The 23,906-nt window shown below is 37.0% G+C and carries 18 protein-coding genes; 11 read left to right on the top strand and 7 right to left on the bottom strand.

The genetic code is table 11. The features are described from left to right. The first annotated feature begins 209 nt into the window (after positions 1–209). Both HGR01_RS05390 and HGR01_RS05385 read left to right on the top strand, forming a co-directional pair. A complete protein-coding gene (locus HGR01_RS05390; protein WP_045872458.1) occupies positions 210–2,414 on the top strand; it encodes a caspase family protein in 2,205 nt (734 codons plus the stop codon). Between the two features lie 83 nt (positions 2,415–2,497). Next, a complete protein-coding gene (locus HGR01_RS05385; protein ID WP_052335314.1) occupies positions 2,498–7,138 on the top strand; it encodes a CHAT domain-containing protein in 4,641 nt (1,546 codons plus the stop codon). A gap of 152 nt (positions 7,139–7,290) precedes the next feature. Here HGR01_RS05385 and HGR01_RS05380 read toward each other — a convergent pair whose 3' ends face one another. After that, entirely contained in the window at positions 7,291–7,815 is a 525-nt protein-coding gene (locus tag HGR01_RS05380; RefSeq protein ID WP_081584089.1) for a plasmid pRiA4b ORF-3 family protein, read from the bottom strand. Positions 7,816–8,264: 449 nt separating this feature from the next. Here HGR01_RS05380 and HGR01_RS05375 point away from each other — a divergent pair, with 449 nt between their 5' ends. From HGR01_RS05375 to HGR01_RS05345, 7 genes are all read left to right on the top strand, one after another. Next, positions 8,265–8,510, top strand: a complete 246-nt coding sequence (locus HGR01_RS05375) for a hypothetical protein (protein ID WP_045872459.1) — start codon at positions 8,265–8,267, stop codon at positions 8,508–8,510. Between the two features lie 156 nt (positions 8,511–8,666). Then, positions 8,667–9,056 (top strand): hypothetical protein, encoded by a 390-nt coding sequence (locus tag HGR01_RS05370; RefSeq protein WP_045872460.1) that lies wholly within the window; start codon positions 8,667–8,669, stop codon positions 9,054–9,056. A gap of 190 nt (positions 9,057–9,246) precedes the next feature. Then, a complete protein-coding gene (locus tag HGR01_RS05365; protein WP_045872461.1) occupies positions 9,247–9,978 on the top strand; it encodes a hypothetical protein in 732 nt (243 codons plus the stop codon). A gap of 218 nt (positions 9,979–10,196) precedes the next feature. After that, positions 10,197–10,484: a hypothetical protein gene (locus HGR01_RS05360; protein ID WP_045872462.1), complete on the top strand. Its 288-nt coding sequence runs from the start codon at positions 10,197–10,199 to the stop codon at positions 10,482–10,484. 86 nt (positions 10,485–10,570) lie between these two features. After that, positions 10,571–10,834 (top strand): hypothetical protein, encoded by a 264-nt coding sequence (locus HGR01_RS05355; protein ID WP_045872463.1) that lies wholly within the window; start codon positions 10,571–10,573, stop codon positions 10,832–10,834. A gap of 303 nt (positions 10,835–11,137) precedes the next feature. Then, positions 11,138–11,761, top strand: coding sequence for a Uma2 family endonuclease (locus tag HGR01_RS05350; RefSeq protein WP_045872464.1), 624 nt, complete (start codon positions 11,138–11,140; stop codon positions 11,759–11,761). A gap of 92 nt (positions 11,762–11,853) precedes the next feature. Next, on the top strand, positions 11,854–12,321 hold the full coding sequence (locus HGR01_RS05345) for a hypothetical protein (protein ID WP_045872465.1): 468 nt from the start codon (positions 11,854–11,856) through the stop codon (positions 12,319–12,321). On the opposite strand, the gene HGR01_RS05340 is transcribed toward HGR01_RS05345, so the two are convergent. Continuing rightward, positions 12,315–16,094: a hypothetical protein gene (locus tag HGR01_RS05340; RefSeq protein ID WP_045872466.1), complete on the bottom strand. Its 3,780-nt coding sequence runs from the start codon at positions 16,092–16,094 to the stop codon at positions 12,315–12,317. The genes HGR01_RS05345 and HGR01_RS05340 overlap by 7 nt on opposite strands. A 44-nt stretch (positions 16,095–16,138) precedes the next feature. On the opposite strand from HGR01_RS05340, the gene HGR01_RS05335 reads away from it, so the two are divergent. Next, a complete protein-coding gene (locus HGR01_RS05335) occupies positions 16,139–16,333 on the top strand; it encodes a hypothetical protein (RefSeq protein WP_045872467.1) in 195 nt (64 codons plus the stop codon). Between the two features lie 27 nt (positions 16,334–16,360). Here HGR01_RS05335 and HGR01_RS05330 read toward each other — a convergent pair whose 3' ends face one another. From HGR01_RS05330 to HGR01_RS05310, 5 genes are all read right to left on the bottom strand, one after another. After that, entirely contained in the window at positions 16,361–17,491 is a 1,131-nt protein-coding gene (locus HGR01_RS05330) for a hypothetical protein (protein ID WP_052335315.1), read from the bottom strand. A 58-nt stretch (positions 17,492–17,549) separates the two neighbouring features. Then, positions 17,550–18,254, bottom strand: a complete 705-nt coding sequence (locus HGR01_RS05325) for a DUF6753 family protein (protein ID WP_045872468.1) — start codon at positions 18,252–18,254, stop codon at positions 17,550–17,552. Then, positions 18,251–19,282, bottom strand: coding sequence for a cobalamin biosynthesis protein CobQ (locus HGR01_RS05320; RefSeq protein ID WP_052335316.1), 1,032 nt, complete (start codon positions 19,280–19,282; stop codon positions 18,251–18,253). Before HGR01_RS05320 ends, HGR01_RS05325 begins: the two co-directional genes overlap by 4 nt. Positions 19,283–19,354: 72 nt before the next feature. Further along, complete coding sequence (locus HGR01_RS05315; protein WP_045872469.1) at positions 19,355–19,768, bottom strand: hypothetical protein; 414 nt, start codon at positions 19,766–19,768, stop codon at positions 19,355–19,357. Then, positions 19,768–20,922 carry a ParM/StbA family protein gene (locus HGR01_RS05310; protein WP_045872470.1) on the bottom strand — a complete coding sequence of 385 codons (1,155 nt, stop codon included), beginning with the start codon at positions 20,920–20,922 and terminating at the stop codon, positions 19,768–19,770. Before HGR01_RS05310 ends, HGR01_RS05315 begins: the two co-directional genes overlap by 1 nt. A gap of 958 nt (positions 20,923–21,880) precedes the next feature. On the opposite strand from HGR01_RS05310, the gene mobV reads away from it, so the two are divergent. Continuing rightward, positions 21,881–23,554, top strand: coding sequence for a MobV family relaxase (gene mobV, locus HGR01_RS05305; protein WP_045872472.1), 1,674 nt, complete (start codon positions 21,881–21,883; stop codon positions 23,552–23,554). The last annotated feature ends 352 nt before the right edge of the window (positions 23,555–23,906 follow it).

Genomic DNA, 23,906 nt, shown 5'->3' with positions numbered 1-23,906 from the left:
TATTGCCACATTAATGTTTGCACAACTGTCAAAACCTGTAATTTTGCATCTGTATAGTTTAGTTGGCGATCGCACAAAAAATTTTATACCTGCCTACATATCTGTAAGACAATAATTTAGTATTTCTCCGTAAAAATACTAGGAGTAACTAGATGCTATTTGTGCCAATCAAGCGATTTTCAAGCTAACTCAAGAAAGGAAGTTCGATAATGCCTCCCATCAAACGTCGCCATTTTCTCCAATTTGCTGGTTCTACACTCAGCGCAATTACACTAAGTCAATCAAATTTTACCCAGCAAGCTAATCGCTATGCTCAAGTAATTGCTCAAAATACCCCACGAAAATTAGCTTTACTAGTTGGTGTAAATTCCTATCCATCAGGCATCCCATCCCTAAAAGGTTGTCTCAGTGATGTAGAAATGCAATATGAATTACTGGTACATCGCTTTGGCTTTAATCCCAAAGATATCGTTGTCATTACAGATGAAGCAGATTTAAAGCCAACACGGCAAAATATTTTAGATCAATTTCAAACCCATTTAATTGACCAAGCAAAACCAGGAGATGTAGTTGTTTTTCATTTTTCCGGACATGGCTCGCGGATTATCGATCCCTATCCGATTCCGGAACTAATTATCAATGGCGAAGTAGTTCCTAATACCAACAAGCTTAACGGTACCCTTGTACCTCGTGACCGAAATACAGAACGTAGCGATGTAGTTCAAGATATTATGGGGCGGAGTTTATTTTTGTTGATGTATGCCCTAAAAACTAACAACGTCACAGCAATTTTAGATAGCTGTCACTCAGGGGGAGGTACGCGGGGTGATTTGGTATTTCGTGCTGTTTCGTCTCGACTTGATAGTGGGGAATCGGCTCAACCAAGTGAAACAGAATTAGAATTTCAGCGACGGTGGATGAAAGACTTGCAGCTATCGGAAGCAAAGCTTTATGATATGCGCCGTAAGGGTATTGCTAAAGGTGTGGCAATTGGTTCGGCTCAATTTGACCAGTTTGCGGCAGAAGCGAAGTTTGATAATGATACATTTCACTGTGGAGCCTTTACCTATATCCTTACTCGTTATTTGTGGCAAGCAAGTTCTGTAGAAGGTATAGGTAATACTTTTGTGAATTTAGAGCGTAGTACCAATGATCTTGCTATTAAGTCATCAATGTATCAAACTCCTATAATTGCTGCTAATCCAGAAACAAACAGCCAAAAACCAACATTTTTCCTGAATCCCGTAAAACCCTGGGCTGAAGCGGTTGTGAGAAAGGTAAAACCTAGTGGAGAAATAGAATATTGGTTAGGTGGTATTTCTGCTTTGAGCCTAGAAGCAAAACCAAAAGGAATTATTTGGGCGTTAATTAATACAAAGGGACAAGAAGTTGGCGAAATTGAGCAACAGGACAGAAAGGGTTTGGTCGGTTATGGCAAACTGACTAAAGGGGAAAGTAAAAACGTTCAACCTGGTGTCCTGCTCAGAGAAAAGATACGAGGTATTCCCGAAAATCTTAAGTTGCGGGTTGGGTTAGATATTTCCTTGGGTGAGCAGTTAGAAATAGCAAAAGCTTCTTTAGCTTCTATAGATCGGATCGAAGTGGTTTCAACCGGGGCAGAATATATTCTGGGAAGGATGACTAATAGCTATCTGCAACAGGTAAAACCAAAGAAAATTCGAGATTTACCAACAGTAGATAGTTTTGGGCTGTTTTTACCAGGACTCACTCCTTTAGCCAACACTTTCCAAAAATCAGGAGAATCAGCTTCATCAGCTGTTGAGCGCTTGCAGGGGCGTTTAATATCATTATTAGCTGGCAAACTATTGAAACTGATTACAGGTAGTGATGCAGCTTTTGGTGGCAATAGCACAAAATTGAATGTTACAACTGCGATCGCTCCTAAAGGTAGTAGTACAAAAACGACACCTTCTCAGTTTTTATCTGGTACAGATGTACAAGTAAAAGTACGTAACAATGAAAAGGATAACTTATATATAGCCGTTATTAGTATTGGTAGTAGTGGTAAAATAACACCGCTTTTCCCCTACTGGAATTCGGCAGAGATAGAAGCCATTCTCGCACCACAACAGGAGATTATTACCCCTCAAGAAAGTGATGGCTATAGTTTCAAGCTTAAAGGGGTGGGAAGTCAAGAAATTTTGGTCTTAGCAAGTTTTTTGCCAATTCGTGATGCTTTGAAAGGATTAAAGAGCATTGCAGATATAACAAACCCTGATGGAAGAACTCCTGTAAACATCGAGGGTGAGCAAGCATTAGGGTGGGTGCAAGAACTATTAGGGGATTTAGAACGAAATACCCGGAGTATTAGAGTAGAAAGTTCAGGCGATCGCATTGTCGCTAAAAGCCAACTTGCAGCAATTTCCACCATTATTAATGTGGTTGAATCTTAGTTATTCTGCATTACGCTTTCTAGATAAAAATTCAGAAAAAAATAATTCTTTTGTCTCAATATCATCATACTTAGGAGTTGTTAATGTATCCTCAAAAATCTTGTTTTCATCTGTTGCTGTTACTTTGTGGTTTAGTCCCCTTTGCTGCTGTACCTATTTTTTCTCCCCAAATAGGAGTTGTAATAGCTCAGACAAAAACACAGCCAAAATCAGAACTCATCCAACAAGCTGAAAAAGGCTTATCACTTGCTCAGGAAGAAAAACTAGAGGAAGCACGGCAAATATTTGAGCGCACCATACAAGCAGCAAAACAGCAAGGCGATCGGGATGCAGAAGCGCTTAGTATGACTGGATTTGGGTTAATTCATAGTAAACAAAAGCAACCCAAAAAAGCACTGGAAGTCTATCAGCAAGCTTTGAAAATAGCAGAACAAGGTAAATTTCCCAGAACAAAAAGGATAATTATGACGCTGATTGGAATAGAATACTATGAATTACAAGAGAAAGAGAAAGCACTTGATTTATTTCAGCAAATATTATCAACTTATCAAGCTCAAATTGAACCTTGGGAGAAAATTTGGCTACTAGAGTCAATAGGTAATATTCATAATGAATCCAAACAATATAAACAAGCAATTGAATCCTATCAAAGAATAGTGGCAATTTATCGGGAGATAGGCGAAAACTTGGAAGCAGCAAATTTCATGAATAAGATTGGAACTATTTGGAGAGATTTGGAAGATTACCCCAAAGCAATTGAATCTCATGAACAATCATTATTATTATTGAAACTTGTTGATAAAAAACAAATTACTTCCAAGGATATACAAACTAAAGAAAGTCAATTTTTAGTAAATCTTGCTAATGTTTATGAGTTATTTGCAGATTCAACTCAAGACAGTACCAAAAATGCAAAATATGATAAAGCCATTGAGTATTTTAAAAAAGCATTACCAATTTATCAGAAATTAGCCCCTGCTGATAACCAAGCTTCTCTATATGAAAGAATTGCCATAATTTATGTTAAACAATCAAAATACAAAGAAGCTATTGATTGGTATCAAAAATCTTTGGCAATTTTCCAATCTTTAAAAGACAACTTACAAGCGGCTGACACACTCAACTATATAGGATTATCCTGGTATAATTTAGGTGACTATAGTAAAGCCAGTAGTTATTATCAGCAATCATTAATGGCACTTAAGCTTGTTGATAGCAAAAAAGTGTCAATGCAAGAGATTAAGCAAAAAGAAAGCTTCTTTTTACTTAACCTTGCTCAAGCGTATAGTCAGCTATCAAAGCCTAAAGAAGCACTTCAAACCTACCAGAAGGCATTAGCTATTTTTCAAGATTTAAAAGACAATTTGCAAGTTGCCGACACACTCAATTATATAGGTGTTGCTTCGACTAATTTAGGTGATTACCCTAAAGCTGTTGAGTTTTATCAACAATCATTATCTGTGTTAAAAACTGTTGATAATAAACAAATTACGTTAAAAGATAGACAAAGTAAAGAAAGTTTATTTTTAACTAATCTTGCCTATACTTATGAGCTATTAGGTGACTCAGTTAAAGATAACACAAGATATCCAAGATATGAACAATATGAACAAGCTATCGGACTTTATGAAAAAGTATTAAAAATCAACCAAGACTTAAATGATTTATCAGGAGAAGCAGCTTCACTTGAGAGAATCGCAATACTTTATAACAAGCTACTAAAGCATAAAGAATCTATTGATTTTTATCAAAAAGCTTTAGCTATTTTTAAGAATTTAAAAGATGCAATCAAAGTGGCTGATACACTAAACTCTATAGGAGTTTCTTGGGATTATTTAAAGGAATATTCTCAAGCAATTGAGTTTTATCAACAAGCATTATTAGTTTTAAAAACAGTTGACAATAAAGCAATTAGTTTGAAAGATATGCGTAGGCAAGAAAGTCAGTTTTTAATCAATATTGCATATGCTTATCAGCAATGGGGTAAGTCAACAAGAAATGCAACTAGAGATGCAAAATATAAGAATTCGCTCAAATTTTATCAGCAATCAATAAATATTTACCAAGAAATTGACGACCAACCAGGAGAAGCTTCTGTACTTTTAAAGATTGCTAAATTTTATACCGAAGAAGGCAAGCATCAGGAAGCGATTGAGTTTTACCAAAAGGCTTTGACTATTTTTAGAAATTTAAAAAATAACACCGAAGTTGCGAATACTCTCTACGAGATTGGAGTTGCTTGGGATAAATTAGGCAAATTTGACAAAACGGTTGAATATTTTCAGAAAACTGTTAACTTTATCAAAAGTTTAAAAGATGATACTAATGCAGCAACTACTCTTATCAAAATAGGAAAATACTATAGTTTGAAGCGCTCTTTGAATCAAAGACAAATTTTTTATTCTTCTAAAGCTTTAAATGCTTACAAAGAAGCATTTCTAATCTATCAGAAGCTTAATAATATGTCTGGTCAGATAGATACTATAAAATTTATTAGATCGGCATATATAAGTCAGAGGCATTACTTCAAAGCTCTAGAAATTCATCGCAGTTTATTATTAATGCAAAAGGGTAAAAAGATAAATATATTGCAAACTATTGATTCATTTATTAGTAAATATGACGAATTGTTAGAACAAAATGATTCTAATAATACAAAAATAATCATAGACAATAGTACTATTTATGGGAGTTATCCAAATAGTATTGTTAATGAAATTAGTAAATTACTTTTTCTTGTTGATTATGGCAGTGCAGAACAATCTGCAAAAGCGCTAGATTACTTAAGCTTGATGTATATGTTCACTTCAAGAAAGAGGCAAGTTAATAAAACCATCAATATTGAGTTTAGCAACAAAGTTAATTTTGTAATAAAGAAAATACCAATAGCAAATGTACTAGAATATATCTATTACAATTTTTTGACTTCTTTTGATTTGGGCGATGACAAACACGTTTTAGGGGTTAGAGCCTCACAACCATTATTATCTGCTGGCTTGCTTTATCTACGTAGAGGGGAAACAGATGCTGCAATAGATTATTATCAAAGAGCATTAACTATTTCTCAAGAATTAGGCGACCGAGCATTAGAAGGTAATATTCTGAGTTATCAAGGGCTATTGTATGAGCTTTTAGAACAGCCAGATAAAGCATTAAGTCTCTATAAACAAGCCCTAACTATATTAAAAGAATCTGGCGATTACTATGCTGAAGAAAAAACGTTAGAACAACAAGGAAGAATTTTACTAAAAACAGGAGAATTTGCCGCAGCCGAAAAAGCTTTTTTGGCTGCAATTAAGTTATGGGAAGGCAGTAAAGCTTATAGAAGAGAGCATTTAACAAGTACTAATTTAGGTATAGATATAGCATTTTTATATGCACTTAGAGAGAATATTTATCATTACCTACAACGTGCATTGATTGAACAAGGTAAAAACAAAGAAGCACTAGAACTTTCCCAACGTAGCCGCAGTCAAGCATTAGGTGAAATCTTAATTAATCGAAAAATAATTTCAAATAACCAAGAACCAAAACAAAAAATAAGCTTTGAATCTCCTAACCTCACACAGATTCAAGAAATTGCCAAATCACAAAATGCCACAATAGTTCAATATTCATTAATTCCAGATATTGATAAACCTCAAGACTCTTTACTCTATATTTGGGTAATTCAGCCCAATGGGAAAATAGATTTTCGTAGTATCGACTTAGCAAAACTTAAACTACCCCTGAGTGATTTGATTACCATCAGCCGAAATGTGATTGGTGCTAGAGGTCGTAGCGATGTCGAAATTGTCGCCAAAATTAATCCACAGGAACAGAAAACACGCTTACAGGAACTACATAAACTACTGATTGAGCCAATCGAAAACTTTCTACCACAAAATCATCAAGCGCGAGTTATCTTTATTCCTCAAGGAGATTTATTTTTGACCCCCTTTGCCGCACTTCAAGATGCAAAAGGAAAATACTTGATAGAAAAACATACTATTTTTACCTCACCGTCCATACAAGTATTAGATTTCGCCAGCAAGTCACGGCAAAAAACTAGAAGTAAATCATGGAATGCTAACGATGCATTGATTGTTGGCAATCCAACCATGCCAAACCTCAGCAAAATCAATCCAACATTTAAAAATATACGCATCGATCCATTGCCAGTATCTGAAACAGAAGCCATTGCGATCGCCAAACAGCTTAAAACCCAAGCTTTAATTGGCCCACAAGCAACAGAATCAGAAGTAGTGCGACGAATGAAGACAGCGCGATTGATTCATTTAGCAACCCACGGCTTAATAACCAATATGCGTGGCAATACCCCTGAACTAGGCTCAATTCCTGGTGCGATCGTACTGGCATCTTCTGGAGATGAGGAGTCGAATGATGGCTTACTGACTGCGGAAGAAATTTACAAAATAGACCTTAATGCCGACTTGGTAGTTCTTAGCGCTTGCGATACGGGTCGGGGAGAAATGCTCGGAGGAGATGGTATCTTTGGTTTATCGCGTAGTTTTATTGGCAAGGGAGTTCCCAGCGTTATGGTTTCTCTTTGGTCTGTACCTGATGCTCCCACGGGTGAACTAATGACCAAATTTTACAAGTATTACCTGGACAGCAACCTTGATAAAGCCCAAGCGCTACGTCAAGCAATGTTAGACACCATGAAAACACATCCAAATCCCAAAAATTGGGCTGGGTTCACGTTAATTGGAGATGCCGAATAATAGAAAGAGTCTTACTACGTGTGATTTGTTAGTAATCACAGAACTTGACTTTTAAAGTCAGGATGCGTCCCTGTAGTCACTCTCATGGCAGCAAGTTAGCTAGAAATCGAAGATTGCAGTTGCGATCGCTCCTCATAGGTTAACTTGCTCTGCTACTCAAAATCCGCGTATTGAGGAGGGCTAGCCCCAACTCGCTTGGTGATTCTGGGATACTTGCCCGTTGGGGCCTGGTCTAAAATGTTTGTGACATCAATCTGGTGCCACCAATCATCACCAAAATCGAACCAGTAACCAAAAGCCTCATCAATTGATAAGCCCACTTCAGCAATTGAAGTACTAGAAACATCGCCTGTAGGCTTTGGTGTCAAACCGGAACTGGAAAATGCTTGTTTCAAACCGTACCTTCTGGCATTTGGATCTTGCGGGCCATTTCCGCCAATTTGAAATTCATACATATGCTCTTCTTGGCGGTCGAATGCCTTGAAGATGATTTTATGAAGCTCCTGCAAAGTATTACTGCCTTTAATCTCAATGGTTCGAGACACCTCTGGATTATCAGCAATAAATTCTTCGGTCATTGGGCCGTCAATTAAAAATACATCCAGCACATATAGTGCATTTGCAGAAGAGTTAACCACTTTTTTGGGAACATTTTCTGATTTCTTAGTTTTAGCCATAATCTCCTAAATGACGCTGATGGGAGCATTTTTGTCAAGCAATCTTACTAGAGAGCCTCTCTAAATAATAGTTTTTAACAAGCTAGTGATGGCTGTTCAGCATAAGGTTAATCAGCCACTTTGACGCTTCAGGAAACTTTTCCACAAGCGTGTACATGTGTTGTATTGGTGACTTTCGCTATTCGCACTACTGCAATCTGCCAACATAGGCTGCTAGCTTTATTGAGAGTTGCCTGTTTTTCATAAATTATTTATTTTTACATATCTTCGGTGAAAATCATATAGGTTTTTATTATTTAGTATTTCAGTTATTTCGGAAATATTTCAATACTATTGCCTAAAAAGGTAAGCAATACATTTTAACATTTTATATTATTTATTTCAGCTTAGTCTTTTCCTTTTTTGGCTTACGCCTGAAGAGAACTGAAGGTATTCATAAGCAATTAACCATGATTCAGGCAATAGATTTTGAACAAACATTTGTCACCCATCTCGAAAGCTTTATGGGTAAAGCAGATAAGTTCATCAAGGTTTATTATACAGGTATAAGTGAAGAAACCCATCTAACAGAAATAATGCTGGCGGTGAAAAATCTCGCACTTGATGCAGACTTACAACAGCTAGAAGCTGAGTATCAAATGTGCAGCGAAAGAAAAGATTTCATTGCTGACTGCGATGATTCAGCTTGGTGGTAGCACGTTCCAATTGTGGGCTGAAATTCTTCACAAGATTAAGTTGAATTTAGTAAGTCGAAAGTCGGAATTCTCAAAACAGTTCTGACTTTCTATTTCCTAATTGTAAAAATGCATTGGCTTACGCCATTTGGTTAATGAAGTTTACGGAAATCTTATATGCCGTCACGCAAATCTTCTACTTCTACCCTTCAAGCAATAGATGGTTCAATATTAGGTGAATATGCCGTGAGCAATTACTCCGAGCGTGTTTACTCAAAAGTTTACTATTCTATCCGTTCTCTTTGTGGACTTGTTGCCAAACGCTCTCTCAAAGAAACTTTTGATTGGGATGAATTTAAAGAACGCTTTACTACTGATTTTGGTAATATTGAAGAAAAACGATACAATCTAGAGCAACTTCTTGAATATGCAAATCGCAAGTTTGGTAAAAGCCTTGAAGATTTGATAGTTCAAAATCAAATATCTTGGCAACGTAGACAAGAATATGCCGAGCGCAACCAGATGCATTACCAATCAGAGACGATTGAAGATAGCACTCACTACTAATCCCAAAAACTCATAGTAGCAATTTTCAAATCCTCTAGTAGTTAATCATGCTGGAGGATTTTTATTAGCAGCGATTTATCTCATCAACTCAAGGCTTTTAATCAGTAGATTTTTGTGGCTATTTGTCTACAAAATTACTCGCTTCACAACTTGCTAACTCATCAATATTCAACTATCTGCTATTATCAATATGCTACAAAACAGCTATATTGTTTGGTCAGGAGCTTCTTTGATTGACGGTTCTGCGATCGCCCTGATTTTGACCGGATTTGTTTACCCTACATCCAATCGCAAAACTGGAAGATTGATTCAATCTTGGATTTTACAGCAAGAATTTGTGCCAACATCAGCCGCAAAAAATGGTTTAGACAAAGGTATTTGTGGGAACTGTCCCTTGAAATTGAGTCAGAGCGGTAGCTGCTACGTTAATCTGTTGCCTATCAACAATATTTACCGCAAGTATAAAACCGGAACTTACCCAAAACTGGGTACAAATGAAATAGAAGTTTTGAAAAGATATCGCTATCCCGTGAGAATTGGCTCTTATGGAGACCCAACAGCAGTACCCTTTGAGGCGTGGGAGCCAATCATTTTAGCATCGAGAAAATATACTGGTTACACGCACCAATGGCAATTGTGCGATCACCGTTGGCAGAAATATTTAATGGCTTCTGTGCAAAGCCAAGCTGAAGCGCAATTAGCCCAAATGCAGGGTTGGAGGACTTTCAGAATCATCGCTCCTGATGCTCCTTTGAGCCAAGGTGAAGTTCTGTGCCGTCATACTGAAGATGACAGAATTCAATGCGAGACTTGTTTATTGTGCGACGGTGCATCCTCAAAACCGAATGTAGCCGATCCCGTTCACGGTTTAAATTGGAAAATCTCGAATTTTCTCAAATACACCGAATCAGTATCAATTTAATTGCAGGAACTCTTATCTGTTTTCTCAAAATTATCAGACCCAGAAGTCAGAATACAGGAGTCAGAATTCAGGAGTTAGAAGAGTTAAATAATTAGGAAAAGACAAGTTCCAAAATATACTGGATTCCTTCCTAATTCTGACTTCTGACTCCTGACTCCTGAATCCTTACATCCAGCCTTACGGCAAGAGAATTTAGAACAGAATGTCAGGCACTATCAATGGCAGAAGTATTAGCAGAACCACAATTTCAAATATTCACTCACATAAAAACGGGAGCAAAAGTAGGAAGAATTTATTTTCCGGCTTTGTTTCTAGCTGAGTTTCATGCAACTGTATACCAATGGTTGCAAAGGCAAGAAATAATTTTCGACAAGCAAGACATCAAACAATATGGTGATGGCTCATTTCGACTTTATTTTAGAAGTGCTAATTCGCTAGAAACAGAATATTTCCGATTAGTAAAGCCTCTCACGGTTCACGAATCAAAAACATCAGGGTTATTTTGAAAAAACTTTCCTGATAACCTCGGTATAAACAACGAAAAAGGCTGCTACCCAAATTCAGTAAACTCCAAAGCTAGGAGAAATCTTCTATGCCAACAAACTATCGAAGCTTTCTAGGTGATGCTAATAGCCAAGTTTTAACTATTCCTAATTTTCAGACCAATTCCCCAGCCAAACAAGAACGAGAAAAAATAAAGCATACGCTGATTGGCTCCAGTAAAGCTGTAATGGCAACAATTCGTGTTTTGCATCAACTCGGTTATGCAGATATAGGTGATTGGAGTCCCTTATTACCAACGAACAATCCTGGGGAAGTAATGAGCATTTTAATTCGCTCAATCAATTTGCTGTAGTCTTGATTTACAATGAATAGTAGCCCTCTATGAGGGTATTTTTTTTATTAAGAAGTTAATTAGATATTATTATAACTGGGAGCTTGACATATCAAGACTAGTCAAGAAAAGAGAATGAAAATTAGATTTCAGTATATCGTTGGTAGCATTTAGTTGTGTAGACCAGGAGTAACTGTATATGTACAGTCTAGAAATAGGGAAAGTCAAGCTCTATTTGCCGAATTGCTTTATCAGGTGCGGTCTACACAGTTAAGTGATGATTCATCCAAGAATTACTATTGCGTTTTTTCATGAATCAAAAATATGAGTCAAGCCTTAACTAAATCAATAACGTTTGATGAATTTATCGCCTGGTATCCAGAAGGCTCTGAGGTACGTTACGAATTGCATGATGGGTTAATTGTTGAGATGCCAAAACCTAGAGGAAAACATTCAAGAGTAACTGGTTTTGCAATCAAACATCTCAATATAGCTATTACCAACTTAGATAAAGAGGATATCTGGTTTATACCCAGAGAATCAATAGTCAAAACATCAGTTGGTAAATCTGGATACGAACCGGATATTATTGTCTTAGATGAAGAAGCTCTCATTCACGAAATAAGGTGGGAAAATGAGTCAATTATTGAAATAGCTGATTCCGTCAAATTAATTGTTGAAGTTGTCAGTACAAATTGGCGCGATGATTACTCGAGAAAGTCTGCGGACTATGAAGAAATGGGGATTCAGGAATATTGGATAATTGACTATGAAGCTTTAGGTGGTAAACGGTTTATTGGCGACCCCAAACAACCAACAATATCAGTTTATCAACTCATTGACGGGGAGTACAAAATTACTCAATTTAGAAATAATGACCAAATTATTTCTCCAATATTTCCTACTTTCAATCTCACTGCCAACCAAATTTTTAAGGCTCGTCTGTAATTTCATCATGAGTTTTCCATTGCAACCCCTCACGGGGAGAAGACTGTGAAAGACCAGCATCCGCTTCAAGCTGGATATCGGAGATAAAGAAAATGGAAAATACTCAAGAATTTTTGAACGCTCTCATGATCGCATTAGTTTTAGCTTTTACAACGTTGATAATATTGAATTTATTTGTTGGTTTATGGGATTTATGGAAGCAATCGGGTAAGACTTCCTTTAGTAAAGCTGTGCAATCCTTAACTCGCAACCAAGAAGCCGAAAGAATAAATTCTCTTCCCTATCTCAAACCTGTAAGTAAGATAGTACGGATCAAGACACAACTTGCTGATTCTATCGTTTCAAATACAGCAAATAATGTTGATACAGAATCTCTAGCAGTTTTGATACAGCAGTTACCACAACCTCGTGTTCGTACCGCAGCAAGACGCTTGGGTATTCCAGACAAAATTGATGGACAATATCAGAGATTGGCAGTTTTGCGATCTCATTTACAAACCTTGTTATTGTCTCAACCAACAGAAGTAGCGCGGGTGTTGAATCAATTGAAAGCTCAATAGCTCCCATCGCGTTCGATATCGTTGTTTGCTGCAACCATATTTGGTTGAATTGAAGGTAAATTACGCCGCTCAAATTTTCCAGTTTCCGGGATATATGCAGCGATCGCTTTTCGGTGACTTGATGCAAAGTCTATAATGCCAATGGTTTTGGGGCTACGAATACCAACAACTATATCATCTGGCTGTGTCAGGAGTGCGATCGCATCTTCTAGCGATGCTGTACCTTTAAACTCAACTTTGATATTCTTCCGTTCTGTTGCCAGCATCTCAATAGTTTTCAGATTCTGTGAGGACTTATCTGAGTGTAATGAAACATCAACAAAGCTGACTGTATCATAACCCCTCTCCACTGCACGATCAACAGCGCGTTTGAGCATATTACACAAAACTTGCTCTGTTTTGGCTTGCAACTGGCTGTCAATAGATGCGCTAAAAAACACGACAGTTGCAACTGCGGAATTATTTTCATGTTCTCCCACTGGGATTTCTGGAAACTTAACACTGCTGCTATCAATCACAATATCCGCATAACTAGCTGGAGCATTATTAAGCATACCTACAAAACTAAATCCTTGAAGTTGTCTATTAACAGCAGCCAGTCTCCCTTGCAAAAAATTGACTGACTGCTTATTTACTACTCCCAATATTTGATTACCAATATAAGCAAAAACAGTTGGTGCTTTTCGCTCTTGAGTTTGACGCACATCCAAAGTAATATTTACTTGCTCACCCAGCCATTGATGAGTTGCAAAAGCATATTGATTAACGCTATCAATTTGCAATTTATGGTCAGGATTTTTCAAACTGGTAACAATAAAGCTCGTACTGGGAGCAGAAGTAATAGCTGCAATTGCCTCACATCCGGCTAGTAAATGAGGAGAACGAGCATCCAGTGTACCAAGCTTTTTACCCTCTACAATTACCCAACTGGAAGTTCTAGTTGGGTCACGAGGATGCACGCTATCCTCAAATTTAATCGGTAGTCTTTCACCTTGAAAATTCTGGAGGGCATACTCATTAAATTGAGTACCAATTACCCTCATCTGGGTAAACTGTAAATGCTGTAGTTGACCTATAACTTCATCTGAAAAAATAGCAAACGCCACACCTGCTCTTTTGATACCCGAATAATTTTGGCTTGATTCAGTGTGGCTAATATCGTGAATAGCTGCTGCAAGTTGTAATCTTTCTGCTGACGGTGTTTCTTGTTTAATTGACTCAACATATTCCCTAGTTTGCTGTTTTAAAGCATCAATCATCCCATCACTAATACCGAAATGAAATTCAACCTTACCTTGTTTGATTGACATTCCTGGCTTGAGGTCGTGTTCTTTTATTGATTTCATGCTAATTGTGCCGATAGCAATATCCACCTCTTGACCATCAGAGGTGATAAATTTCGCTTGAGCAAACAAGGTATGAGGTATTTTTTCAGTTGGATTTCTCTCACCAATCTTAATAGTGAGTTCCGAAGATTTCCAGAAGTCAATATTTTTAGCGGCAGGAAACTTGATTAAATTAGTAACCTCTAATTGCTTGGCAGTAGTTGGAGAAGTAATTACAAGATATGGGCCATGCTCTATTTTTTGTCTATCTTCTAGTTCAATACGTTTCCTAACCTGAGAATTATATTCACCCTTAATTTGTTGAGCCTGTTGTCTCTGTTTATCATAAAAATCAACACCATAATACAACTTTCTAAATTGCTCAATTGGTCGTGCAACAAGTTGATTCTGCTCAAATATATCGTTAGTTTGCTGAATCATTAAATCAATCGGACTGTAACCATTAGTTTTCATGACCCGCAAAGTAAATACTTCCTTATTTTTCTTATCAGCCAACCATTGCACCTCCTTATAACTAGTTATAGCCTGACAATATCGGATAATTGAATCATCGGGACGTAAAGCACTTTTAGGCCCATCAGCAGCAACTTGTAACTCATTACCCAATTCAGCTACACAATCTTTCAACAACTTTTTAAGTAACTGTAAATTTTGTTCGATTTGAGAGTTGTCTATATTTTTATTGATGAGCGATGCAATTGGATATATTTGCTGTAATATCTTGTCTGGTATCTGTAATTTACCTTGTTTATATCTCTTAACTATCGAACAACAATGTGCTGAAACTGTCTGAAGATAATTAAATTTATCAGATTTAGGCAGCGCAATAATTTCACATTGTAGTGCTATATTTTTTTGAATTTCATTAGCAATAATGCCAATCTTATTCTCCATTGCCGAAACAGCAATTTCTTGAAAAGTTCCTTGATAGGGTACTTTAGCTTTTTTAACAATATCAGGATAACGATTTTCTTGAAGGTTCTTTTCTTTAACTTCTGCTGCTAACGCAGGAAACTCTCTACTGCTAGCAAAAGCTAGTAAATCACCATCAAAATCACACTGCATATTCTCCATTGCAGTTTGAGGATGGATGTAGACACATCCGTCTACCATTTCTGGTAAATGTTTGTTTTTTAAAGTAATTACACCATTTGAATTAATCAACGGCGAACGAGTTACTATAACTTCTTCCCCTTCATTTAAAAAAGGTATACTGATTTCATCTTTGTTTAATTGCAAACTAGGTTGAGCCAAACCAGATGTAAACTTTATCGAACGTCCCGTTGCTATCTCTACCCATTCCTTCCTAGCAAATTCCTGAAGTTCAGCAATAATTTTCGGATGCTCGATAATTTGCTTAAAACCCGATAAATCTGCTTTTAGTAGCGAATATAGTAATAAATCCTTTTGTTGTGTAGCGAAGCGATCATTATCTTGAGTGTCTTCACTTTCACCACCAGAATCTAAGTTATCAAATATAGAAAATTGTTCAATATCTTCTTGGATTTGGGGTTCGACTTCTTGCTTTTTAGCTAATATACTTTTGCGTCGTTCGTAAGTTTTAATATATCGCTGTGCTAACTTGATTGGGTGTTTTTGGTCTAAAGCTAACTTTTCTGCTTGCTGTTTAATTTTAGGTAAAATTTCCTGTTTTACCGCTTGAGAATAATTGATTAAAACCTGGGTTCCCAAACTATGTTCTCTATATAAAGCCAAGGATTTTACACCTAAACCAATTGAGAGTATATATTCCCCAGGTTTAATTGCATCTTCTCCTTTCCTTCCCTTAAAAGAAGACGTTGCTAGCACCATATCATAACCAAACTTGAAACGCAGAGTAGCATCTCTGACACTACCACCCATACGAAAAAATGATTCCCCAAGTTTATCCAATTGTGCAGGTGCAAGTGTACCTTTTGCAATTCGCATTACTGGACTTTCTGCTTGAGGTTTAATACCAAGTCGGAATTGAAAAGCACGAGAAGTTATATTATTTGAGACAGCAAAATTGCCATCAATTAATCCTTTACAATCACCAACCAATTTTCTTGCATCATCCACAGCAATTACACCACCATTTTCCCCAGTCACATCATCAATAACCAAAATTCTGACATTTTTTAACTCGTGAAAAGCCAGACAAGGTGTAAAAGGCAAAGGATAAGCAGCCGCATCCGAAGGGTTAGGATACAATAAATCACGAATATTTGGGTTATCTGCAAAAAACATCCGATGACCCGATGAAAATTGCAAAGTCATGCCATTATATTCATCCAAATCTTCTGTTATAGTGGCATCAGGATAAGCAATACCAATACTAAACTTAGTATTGGGAAATAAATATTCAGCCAATGAATTTGTGAGCTTTTGTTCGGACAAAATATCTTGTTTCGTTTTGGTGTCAAAATGATTGAGTTTTAAAGCCATATCTTTAAAACAGTTCGCAGTTAGATTTGTTGAAGGATAAAAAGATGACTGAAAAACCAGAAATCAGTATTACCCAGCTATCCTATGGGATGACTCCAGAAGAACTTATTAGTGAAGGATATGTAGATACTGACTATTTCTACGACCCAGCGTCAGAAGAATGGAAAATAGAAGTTGATAAAATGGAGCAAATAGTTAAGGAAAATCAAATTCCTGACTCTGAATGTATACCGTTTTGATTGGATATCAAATATTGACTCTCATTCTTAAAAATCAATATTTGAATTACTACATTGTCTTAATTCATCAAGAGGAACCGGACGAGTAAAAACATCCAACATGGCCTTACCATCTTCAATACTTGTAATTATGAAAGGCTGCCATGAATAGAGATTAATCGGACACTTTTCCCAGATCACCTGATCGTTGATCTGTGGAACTTTATCGAGATTTTCAAAATATTCTCTTTTCAATTCATAAAATCTCTTGCGAGTTTCAGTATTTAATAACTCCCAAATTTGAGACTTGATTGGTGCTTGATAATTATTGGTAATACTAATTACTTCTGACCAAGAATTGACTTGTGTCAATGACTCTGCTATTTGTGATAAATTTAGTTGATGATTAGATACAGAAATTTCGGAGGGATTTATCACAACAGATGCTGAAGACCTTGTTGATTCTGCAACAAAAACTTCTGGTGAATTTGAGAAACAATTAATGGATGTATTTAAATCTAATTCATGATGAGATTCTGACGGTTCGAGCAAATATTCTGATTCAAAATCATCAGTTGTTTCCTGAGAAAATTCTTCATTATTCAGGTGTACAACTAATTTACCTGATTTTACACCTTGCCATAATGCGACTGCTTCCCTAATTAATGTTTGGGTAATTGTGCCATTTTCATCCATTTCTTTCTGGATAATATTCCCAGTCTGCATATCATCTTCCATAATGTCGGGAATCCGACATACTGGTTTACCATCTCTCCCTGTTTTCCAAATAGTGGGTTTATCTAGTTTTGGTTTCTTTGGTGTGCGATGAGCAGCAATAAATTCGCGAACTTTCTCTTGGGTAATTTGACCGCAATCTTTTAAATTCTCAATGACTTGACTATATTTTTTGGCGTGTTTTGCTAAATCAAAAATAGTATGGGGTTCGATTTCTTGGAGGTCATCTGGTGAAAATGAGGAAAATGTACCTGCAACTTTCAAGTAAACTGTACTTTCTTTTAAACTCCAACCAATTGATTCAAGTGATTGCTTATATTGTTGATGGGAAAGTATTCGTCTTTTTGATGCCAATAAAAAAGCTTGCTCAACAATAGAAATAGTGGCATTGGCCAGATTGGAAATATCAGTTTGGGTTGTTGGATAGATTGTCGCGGCAACCATATACAATCACCTATTTTAATACTTCGAGAACAATTGGAAAATTTAAGAAGTATCGCGTTCAAGGAATAAACTTACGTTGTTCTGGCGGAGTCACCCAAATAGTACAAAATCCTGACTTGGCTTTGCGATTATATTGGGACAATACCAAGCCCAATTTTTGAGCATCCTTGATACATTCGCCATTTTCCAAATAACCCCGATTCCAATTAATCAAATTCTTGGCAAATTTTCCTTCACTCGATATTGCCCAATTCATTGCTTCTAATTCATTCCATGTCAAAGCAGTCGAACGCACTTTTGTATATCCCCCTCCCAAGACACCATCTATCCAAGGTGGTATGGAAATACCTGCAATGAAACCCATCATCAAGATAAAGAAAAATATAATCGTGGTCGGAAATATGGAATAGATAATATTTCGACCTTCACGTAACAAGGATTCATGAATTAGAGTTTGTGCGGCACGATTAATCGCAACTTTCTGTCTCTCAACTGCGACTTGTTCAACTTTCTCTAGATTGTTAGCTAAATCTTTATTCCAAGTTTTGAACAGCAATTGCAATGTTTCTGGTGCATCTTGAAGCATCGCTTCTAACTGTCCAGTCGCCACCAGTACAAGAAATAATGGATCGTCTTGAGATAGTCCGCTTCTAAGAGTAAAGTCCAGAACTCGACGTTTGAAATCTTCACTTTTACCCTTCAATGCTTCAGCAAGTAAATCATCGGGAGTTTGGGGTGTTTTTACCGTATCAGTTGTTGTCATCGAATTAACCCCGTTGCTGCAAAAGCTTCATAGGTAAGTTTGAGAAAATTCTTTACTCTTTGCTTAGATACCACCTTCAAATCTGGATGTGCGATCGCATCTGAAAAGGTGATTTCTAAGCGGTCAATCATGTTACGCTCCCAAAAGGGGAACTTTGGGAAATCCATCACCATAAATTGATATTTTCGCGCGGCTGCTGCCAACTCTGGCATTTGGTCTATGTAACTCCAGTCATCGCACAATCCCATATTCTTGACAAAAACATGAGTTATCTTATCCCCTAAATCTGACAAAGATTTGAGGAAGAAGTTAACCGAGTCTACTCCACCAGTACAGACAAACCATTTGATAAAAAATATCGAATGCTCTTGACCTAAATCAGTCAAATTGTTGCTTGTTATCCAGTCGCTAAATTTTGTATATACTTGAGCAGGTAAATTGACAATCACTGAGCTTTCAAAAGCTAATTCAAAAATTTTATCTGCTGCTTTTGCTTGTTTTTCATCATCACTAAAGAAAGCTACCTCCACATGAGGATAAATTTTGCTAATATCCTGGTTACTCGTATCTGCATCGATAATCACCATGTGGTAATTAATAGATTTGCAATATTCAATAAAGGCTCTACAAAGGAAAGATTTACCACATCCTCCCTTTTCCCCATCAATAATGTGGATGGTTGTTGGTTGTTTGAAATCTATTTTATTCTCTAATGTGTCAAAATCATTAGCAGGAATTAGTTGTTGAATTTGCTCACTTATTTCATCATTAGCTATTGACTCTACAACTGCTATTTGTTGATCATGTACTCCATTTGAGCTTGATAAATCCCAATCATGAACAGAGGCATCACCATCAAGCTCGCGTTCCCAATCTTCACCAAATTCCACATTAGTTGGTGAGTCTGTCGCTTCTACATAGGAATTATCTAAATTATCAGGTTGACCGTGGTTAGATAAACCTACTGAGAAAGTAGCTGGATTATTCTTGGGTCTACCTCGTCTTCTTTTTCCTGGTGTCGCCGTCATATTTATAGTTATCTATTAGTGAATAAAACTGCCTACTTAGAGATAAAATTTACAATCGCTAAGTAGGAGTTTCTACAAAAAATTACTTAAACCTGTATCATCATAAGCATGATTTCCTGCATGAGTACGAAGCTCATCGATAGATGTATTTGCCCCATGTGTTGCAATCACGTTGGCTACTTGTAATGACCTTAATTGAGTTAATTGCAACTGAACATCTAAGGAAGTATCTTCCAAGCCTGCTAATTCCAAAATCTCTTTTATCTGCTTTCTTAAGGCCTGGACTGAAGCACGCGCCACACGTCGCATCTGTTCTTGTGGGAGAGAATCCTCAGCTATTGCATAAGGTAGCCAGAATGACCGCAGTGCCAAAAGTATCATCTCGGTTTTGCTAGTAATTTGATTGTCTTGGATATACTCCATCAATTGCATATCCATCTGCTTACGTGGTTGATATCGCCAGCGAAAATCTATTTGCTTAGACATTACAGACCTCTGGAGCTCGCCTTATGAGTAGGAAGAAAACGTTGATGGACTTGTTCTGAAAAATACAAAAATACACTGTAGACATCAGCAAGCCTAGTTCCTAGGGAGAAAGTATCAACTTGTTCAGGTATTTCTGCACCCACTCCCCACAAACAAGGAGTTCCCGGATAGTGTGAATTCAACTCTTTTCTGAGATAATCCGCAGTACCACCGCAAAATAAGATTTCATCTACTGAACTGATAGAAATTACTTGGTCTAACCAACTTGTCAGTAGAACAGCATACTCGCTTCTGGCAAGCTTTACCGCTTTTTGAAGTTGCTGTAATTCATGCTGTTTGTTAGCTTGATTCGTACTTCTCAATAATCGGAAAAAAGGAGTTGTGGATACATCATTACCAGCAGCAACTACAGCCGGAGCTAATTTTGCAGCAGTTTGTCCAGATGTCTTGGCAAGTATTTTCTCTAAAAGTCGAATCATTCCTAAATCAGAAGTTTTACCATCAGCTGCTACTATGCCTTTATTGCTGATTAACACTGATGCATTTCTGTAACCTATCATTGGTAGGGCAATTACTTTTGTTTTGATAGCTTGTCCTAATTTCTTTTGGTAAGCCAGATAAATTCCTGCTCCTTCTGGTAAGCATTTAAACTCGATTAACTCTACACGCATTCTTCCAGTTGGTGTTACGAAGTCAGCAAGTACAGTTAAAAGTTGTTTGTAGAAACTTTCTTTGTTCTCTAACTCTCCTGGTGGTAGCAAACAAGCAAGTGCAAGCCGACATTTCATCCCCAATTTCACCTTTTGTGAAACTACCCAAATAGCAGATACAGTTTTGGCGATCGCCCGCTCATATTTCAATTCTTTCAAACCCTCGTTGGCATAATATTTACTTTTCGCCAAATAGCCCACAACAAAGGTTTCACCCATATAGTTCACCCATGCGACGTTCTCTGGTTCTGTTACACCTAAACTCTGTGTGTGTGAAGTAACTGACTCCAAAGAGACTTTGAGTACCTCCGGTTCCATGACCAAGGATGATGGATTATTTTGCTCAAACGCACAATAAATTCCCTTGGTTGCACTTCCCCCAAAATCCAAAGCCAAAATTAGCAAGGGTAAAGAATTATTTTTTACTTGAGTATTCTTGCTCATGATGTTAAACAAATTTAATGCAATTAAAGCTGTTTAATTTGAAGGAAACTAAAGGTAAATGAAGGTTAATTATTAGCCTTCCTTATCAATGTTGGGGTGATGATCTCGGAAAAATTCCTTCAACTTCCTTCACTCAGATTGTGATATTTCAAAAATCTGTTAACTACTCTCAGTACCTCATTTCATCTCTCAGTGATTTCAAGGAAGTGTTAGCGGTTGGAAAAATTTGAGATAATCCAAACAATAAAATCTTTTTTTATTGCCAAGGTAATTTGTACAATATTCCAGCTTGTGATGATTTTATTGGTAAAACACACTACACAATTTGTTCTGGCTAATTCCTGAAAAATAATTGCAGTGATACTCAAAAAGTCCAAAATTTTCAATACCAAGAGCAATATCAACATCCTCTCTTACCAGACTAAAACTAGTATTAGCGCAGCTTATCAAAGGCTTGAGAAAAAAATAATTCACTGTCTTCGACTTTTTTGTGATTTGTTTCCTTCTCTACCTTGGTAGCGAAATGTTCCTATTTCGCGCAATCGAACAATCGGTAGATTATGTACTTGGTTGAAATGTACTAAAAATCATCAGTATAAAAAATTTAAAAATTAAAATTGTTTATTGGCTGGCAAATCTACAATAAAAAATAGCTGAGTTTCTTCCTTTGCAAGGATTACAGCGATAGTTAATTGAAAAGTCATTTCCGTATAATCTATTGGGTTACGAAAATTTCTATTACATTTTTTAACAAGGAATAATTGCGTTTAAGCGTATTTTTACGTTTATATACGCAATCTAAATAAATCAAAAAATACTAATATTGCGTAAGCCGCTAGATAGATTTTTCAGTACATTAAATTACTCAGTTCGTCCAATTAATTACGAGCGCGTTAAAAGTGGAAAAGACAGGTTATCGATCATTAGTTCAGGCAAAATTTGCGTCACCTATCACACTATGCCCTTCGCAGTTTGTCGAATCCAGAAAATCAAATCTTGGGGATTATTGGCTGGAAAAGAAGCACACACATCAAGAACTAGGGATACGCCAAATGCAAATCCGCAAGTAACAAATGTGCGGCTAATTGGCAGCCCTGATGACGCAAATTTGGCGACTTTAGTCAAAAATAAAATTGGTTCGCAGAAGATTCGCTCGAACGCGGTTCTAGCCGTGGAAATGTTACTCTCGTCCAGCGCAGAATATTTTCGACCCCATGCACCTAATAAAGCAGGAGTTTACGACAAAAGGTGTTTGGATAATTTTGTGCAAGCAACAATCCATTGGTTGTCATGCTTTTGGGGAGATCGCATAATTCGGGCAGAACTGCACTTAGATGAAATTACACCGCACATTCATGCTTACCTCGTACCTTTGGATGAACGAGGTAAGCTCAACTGTAGAGCCTTGTTTGGCACCAGGGATAAACTCTACTCCTTGCAAGATAGTTTTGCTGAGGCTGTTGCACATTTAGGAATTTCTCGCGGTATCAAAGGAAGTACTGCTACTTACACAAAAATCAAAAAGTATTACGCTGCTGTTAATCAGGATTCTCTTTTTCTCGACTGGGAACGCTGTCTTCCCCAACCCCAAGCAGAAGAAACGAGTGAATCGTACCGACAGAGGGTGATTGAAGTTTTGAGTCCGCAGTTGGAAACGATCAACTACCAACTTCAGGAGCGATCGCGCATCCAAAGACACAACTCTCAACTAAAGCAAACGGCATCTAAAAGCGAACAATTACGACGACAGCTAGAGAGTGAATTGCAATTACTGCGCCTCACAACCAGCAATTGGCATGACTTATCTTTGGAACTGGTAGGCTACGAACTAGGGCTAAACCAATATCAGCAAGTCAATAACAGTAGTAACAGTCAACTTGATTTGGTGATGGAGATTAATAACTGTACATTCGATGATGCAGTTGCTTGGTTGCGCGATCGCTTTGGTGAAACGGCAATGTTAACTGCGGTGACTCACCATGCACAACAGCAAGCAATAGAGATCGCACAACGAACTCCACCTAGTATTTTCATACCGCCGACATCTTCGCATCGCCATTGGACAGAAGTAGAGAATTATCTTACAGCTACTTACTCCATTCCCCGAAACCTCATACAGACGCTTCACCAACGTAATTTGGTTTATGCAGATTTAGCAGGTAATGCAGTCTTTCTGGCGCGGAGTCTGACTCAGGAAATTACAGGAGCTTATTTATACTCTCCTTTTGAAGCTAGCGATCGTTATAGTTTATATCCTGGTAGTAGGCGCTCATGTGGTTGGTTCCATGTGAGTATGGGTGGAAACTCAAACGTTCCCATAATAACAGCTGTGTTAGTCTCTTCACCTATGGATGCACTGTCCCTAATGGTGTTAAATTCGCCCCATCACCACAGAACACTATACTTGGCAGTTGACGATAGCGATCGCCTAGCGGCTGTGCAAGCGCATTACTATTTATTACCAGTAGAATTTTTGCAAACCGTACCGAATATACTTATTGCTATGCCAAAAGAAACAAAAGTGGCAATTCAAAAAATTTTACCAAGTGCAACACAGATGGAGCCAAATAATAGCTGTAAAAAGCAATTACAGCAATGCTACGTAAAGGAAAAATATGTTGAATTGGAATGATGCAAATAAAAGATGATTCTACATTTGAGTTTCTTTAGTAAATAATTTTTAAATATCTATCATTCAATTGCTTATATTCATCATCTGCTGATTTTTTTATTATTTCTGTAAATTCGCATAATATTTGTAATACATCAATTATTTTTCCGGGCACAACATTGTTGTGCTCTAACCATTTGCCGAATTATTTTTAAACTGGTATTTTTTATGTATTTATATTCAAATTAGGTATAAAGAATAGTATCTAAAATTGCATAATCTATTGATTTATTATTTTTATATTGCTAGATAAATATTATGTATTTGATAAAACTAGATTTTTAAGTTAGTATGAAGCAACAGATGTAAAATT

This window comes from Tolypothrix sp. PCC 7712, assembly GCF_025860405.1.
GTDB lineage: Bacteria > Cyanobacteriota > Cyanobacteriia > Cyanobacteriales > Nostocaceae > Aulosira > Aulosira diplosiphon.
This window is presented reverse-complemented; position numbering and strand designations above follow the sequence as displayed.

Excerpts from the sequence above, each read along its gene's own strand:
- HGR01_RS05360 (WP_045872462.1), top strand. The coding sequence starts at position 10,197 with ATGGCAGAAGTATTAGCAGAACCACAATTTCAAATATTCACTCACATA.
- HGR01_RS05310 (WP_045872470.1), bottom strand. The coding sequence starts at position 20,922 with ATGAGCAAGAATACTCAAGTAAAAAATAATTCTTTACCCTTGCTAATT.
- HGR01_RS05315 (WP_045872469.1), bottom strand. The coding sequence starts at position 19,768 with ATGTCTAAGCAAATAGATTTTCGCTGGCGATATCAACCACGTAAGCAG.
- HGR01_RS05355 (WP_045872463.1), top strand. The coding sequence starts at position 10,571 with ATGCCAACAAACTATCGAAGCTTTCTAGGTGATGCTAATAGCCAAGTT.
- HGR01_RS05335 (WP_045872467.1), top strand. The coding sequence starts at position 16,139 with ATGACTGAAAAACCAGAAATCAGTATTACCCAGCTATCCTATGGGATG.
- HGR01_RS05385 (WP_052335314.1), top strand. The coding sequence starts at position 2,498 with ATGTATCCTCAAAAATCTTGTTTTCATCTGTTGCTGTTACTTTGTGGT.
- HGR01_RS05320 (WP_052335316.1), bottom strand. The coding sequence starts at position 19,282 with ATGACGGCGACACCAGGAAAAAGAAGACGAGGTAGACCCAAGAATAAT.
- HGR01_RS05365 (WP_045872461.1), top strand. The coding sequence starts at position 9,247 with ATGCTACAAAACAGCTATATTGTTTGGTCAGGAGCTTCTTTGATTGAC.
- mobV (WP_045872472.1), top strand. The coding sequence starts at position 21,881 with ATGCCCTTCGCAGTTTGTCGAATCCAGAAAATCAAATCTTGGGGATTA.
- HGR01_RS05375 (WP_045872459.1), top strand. The coding sequence starts at position 8,265 with ATGATTCAGGCAATAGATTTTGAACAAACATTTGTCACCCATCTCGAA.
- HGR01_RS05330 (WP_052335315.1), bottom strand. The coding sequence starts at position 17,491 with ATGGTTGCCGCGACAATCTATCCAACAACCCAAACTGATATTTCCAAT.
- HGR01_RS05345 (WP_045872465.1), top strand. The coding sequence starts at position 11,854 with ATGGAAAATACTCAAGAATTTTTGAACGCTCTCATGATCGCATTAGTT.
- HGR01_RS05370 (WP_045872460.1), top strand. The coding sequence starts at position 8,667 with ATGCCGTCACGCAAATCTTCTACTTCTACCCTTCAAGCAATAGATGGT.
- HGR01_RS05340 (WP_045872466.1), bottom strand. The coding sequence starts at position 16,094 with ATGGCTTTAAAACTCAATCATTTTGACACCAAAACGAAACAAGATATT.
- HGR01_RS05325 (WP_045872468.1), bottom strand. The coding sequence starts at position 18,254 with ATGACAACAACTGATACGGTAAAAACACCCCAAACTCCCGATGATTTA.
- HGR01_RS05380 (WP_081584089.1), bottom strand. The coding sequence starts at position 7,815 with ATGGCTAAAACTAAGAAATCAGAAAATGTTCCCAAAAAAGTGGTTAAC.
- HGR01_RS05390 (WP_045872458.1), top strand. The coding sequence starts at position 210 with ATGCCTCCCATCAAACGTCGCCATTTTCTCCAATTTGCTGGTTCTACA.
- HGR01_RS05350 (WP_045872464.1), top strand. The coding sequence starts at position 11,138 with ATGAGTCAAGCCTTAACTAAATCAATAACGTTTGATGAATTTATCGCC.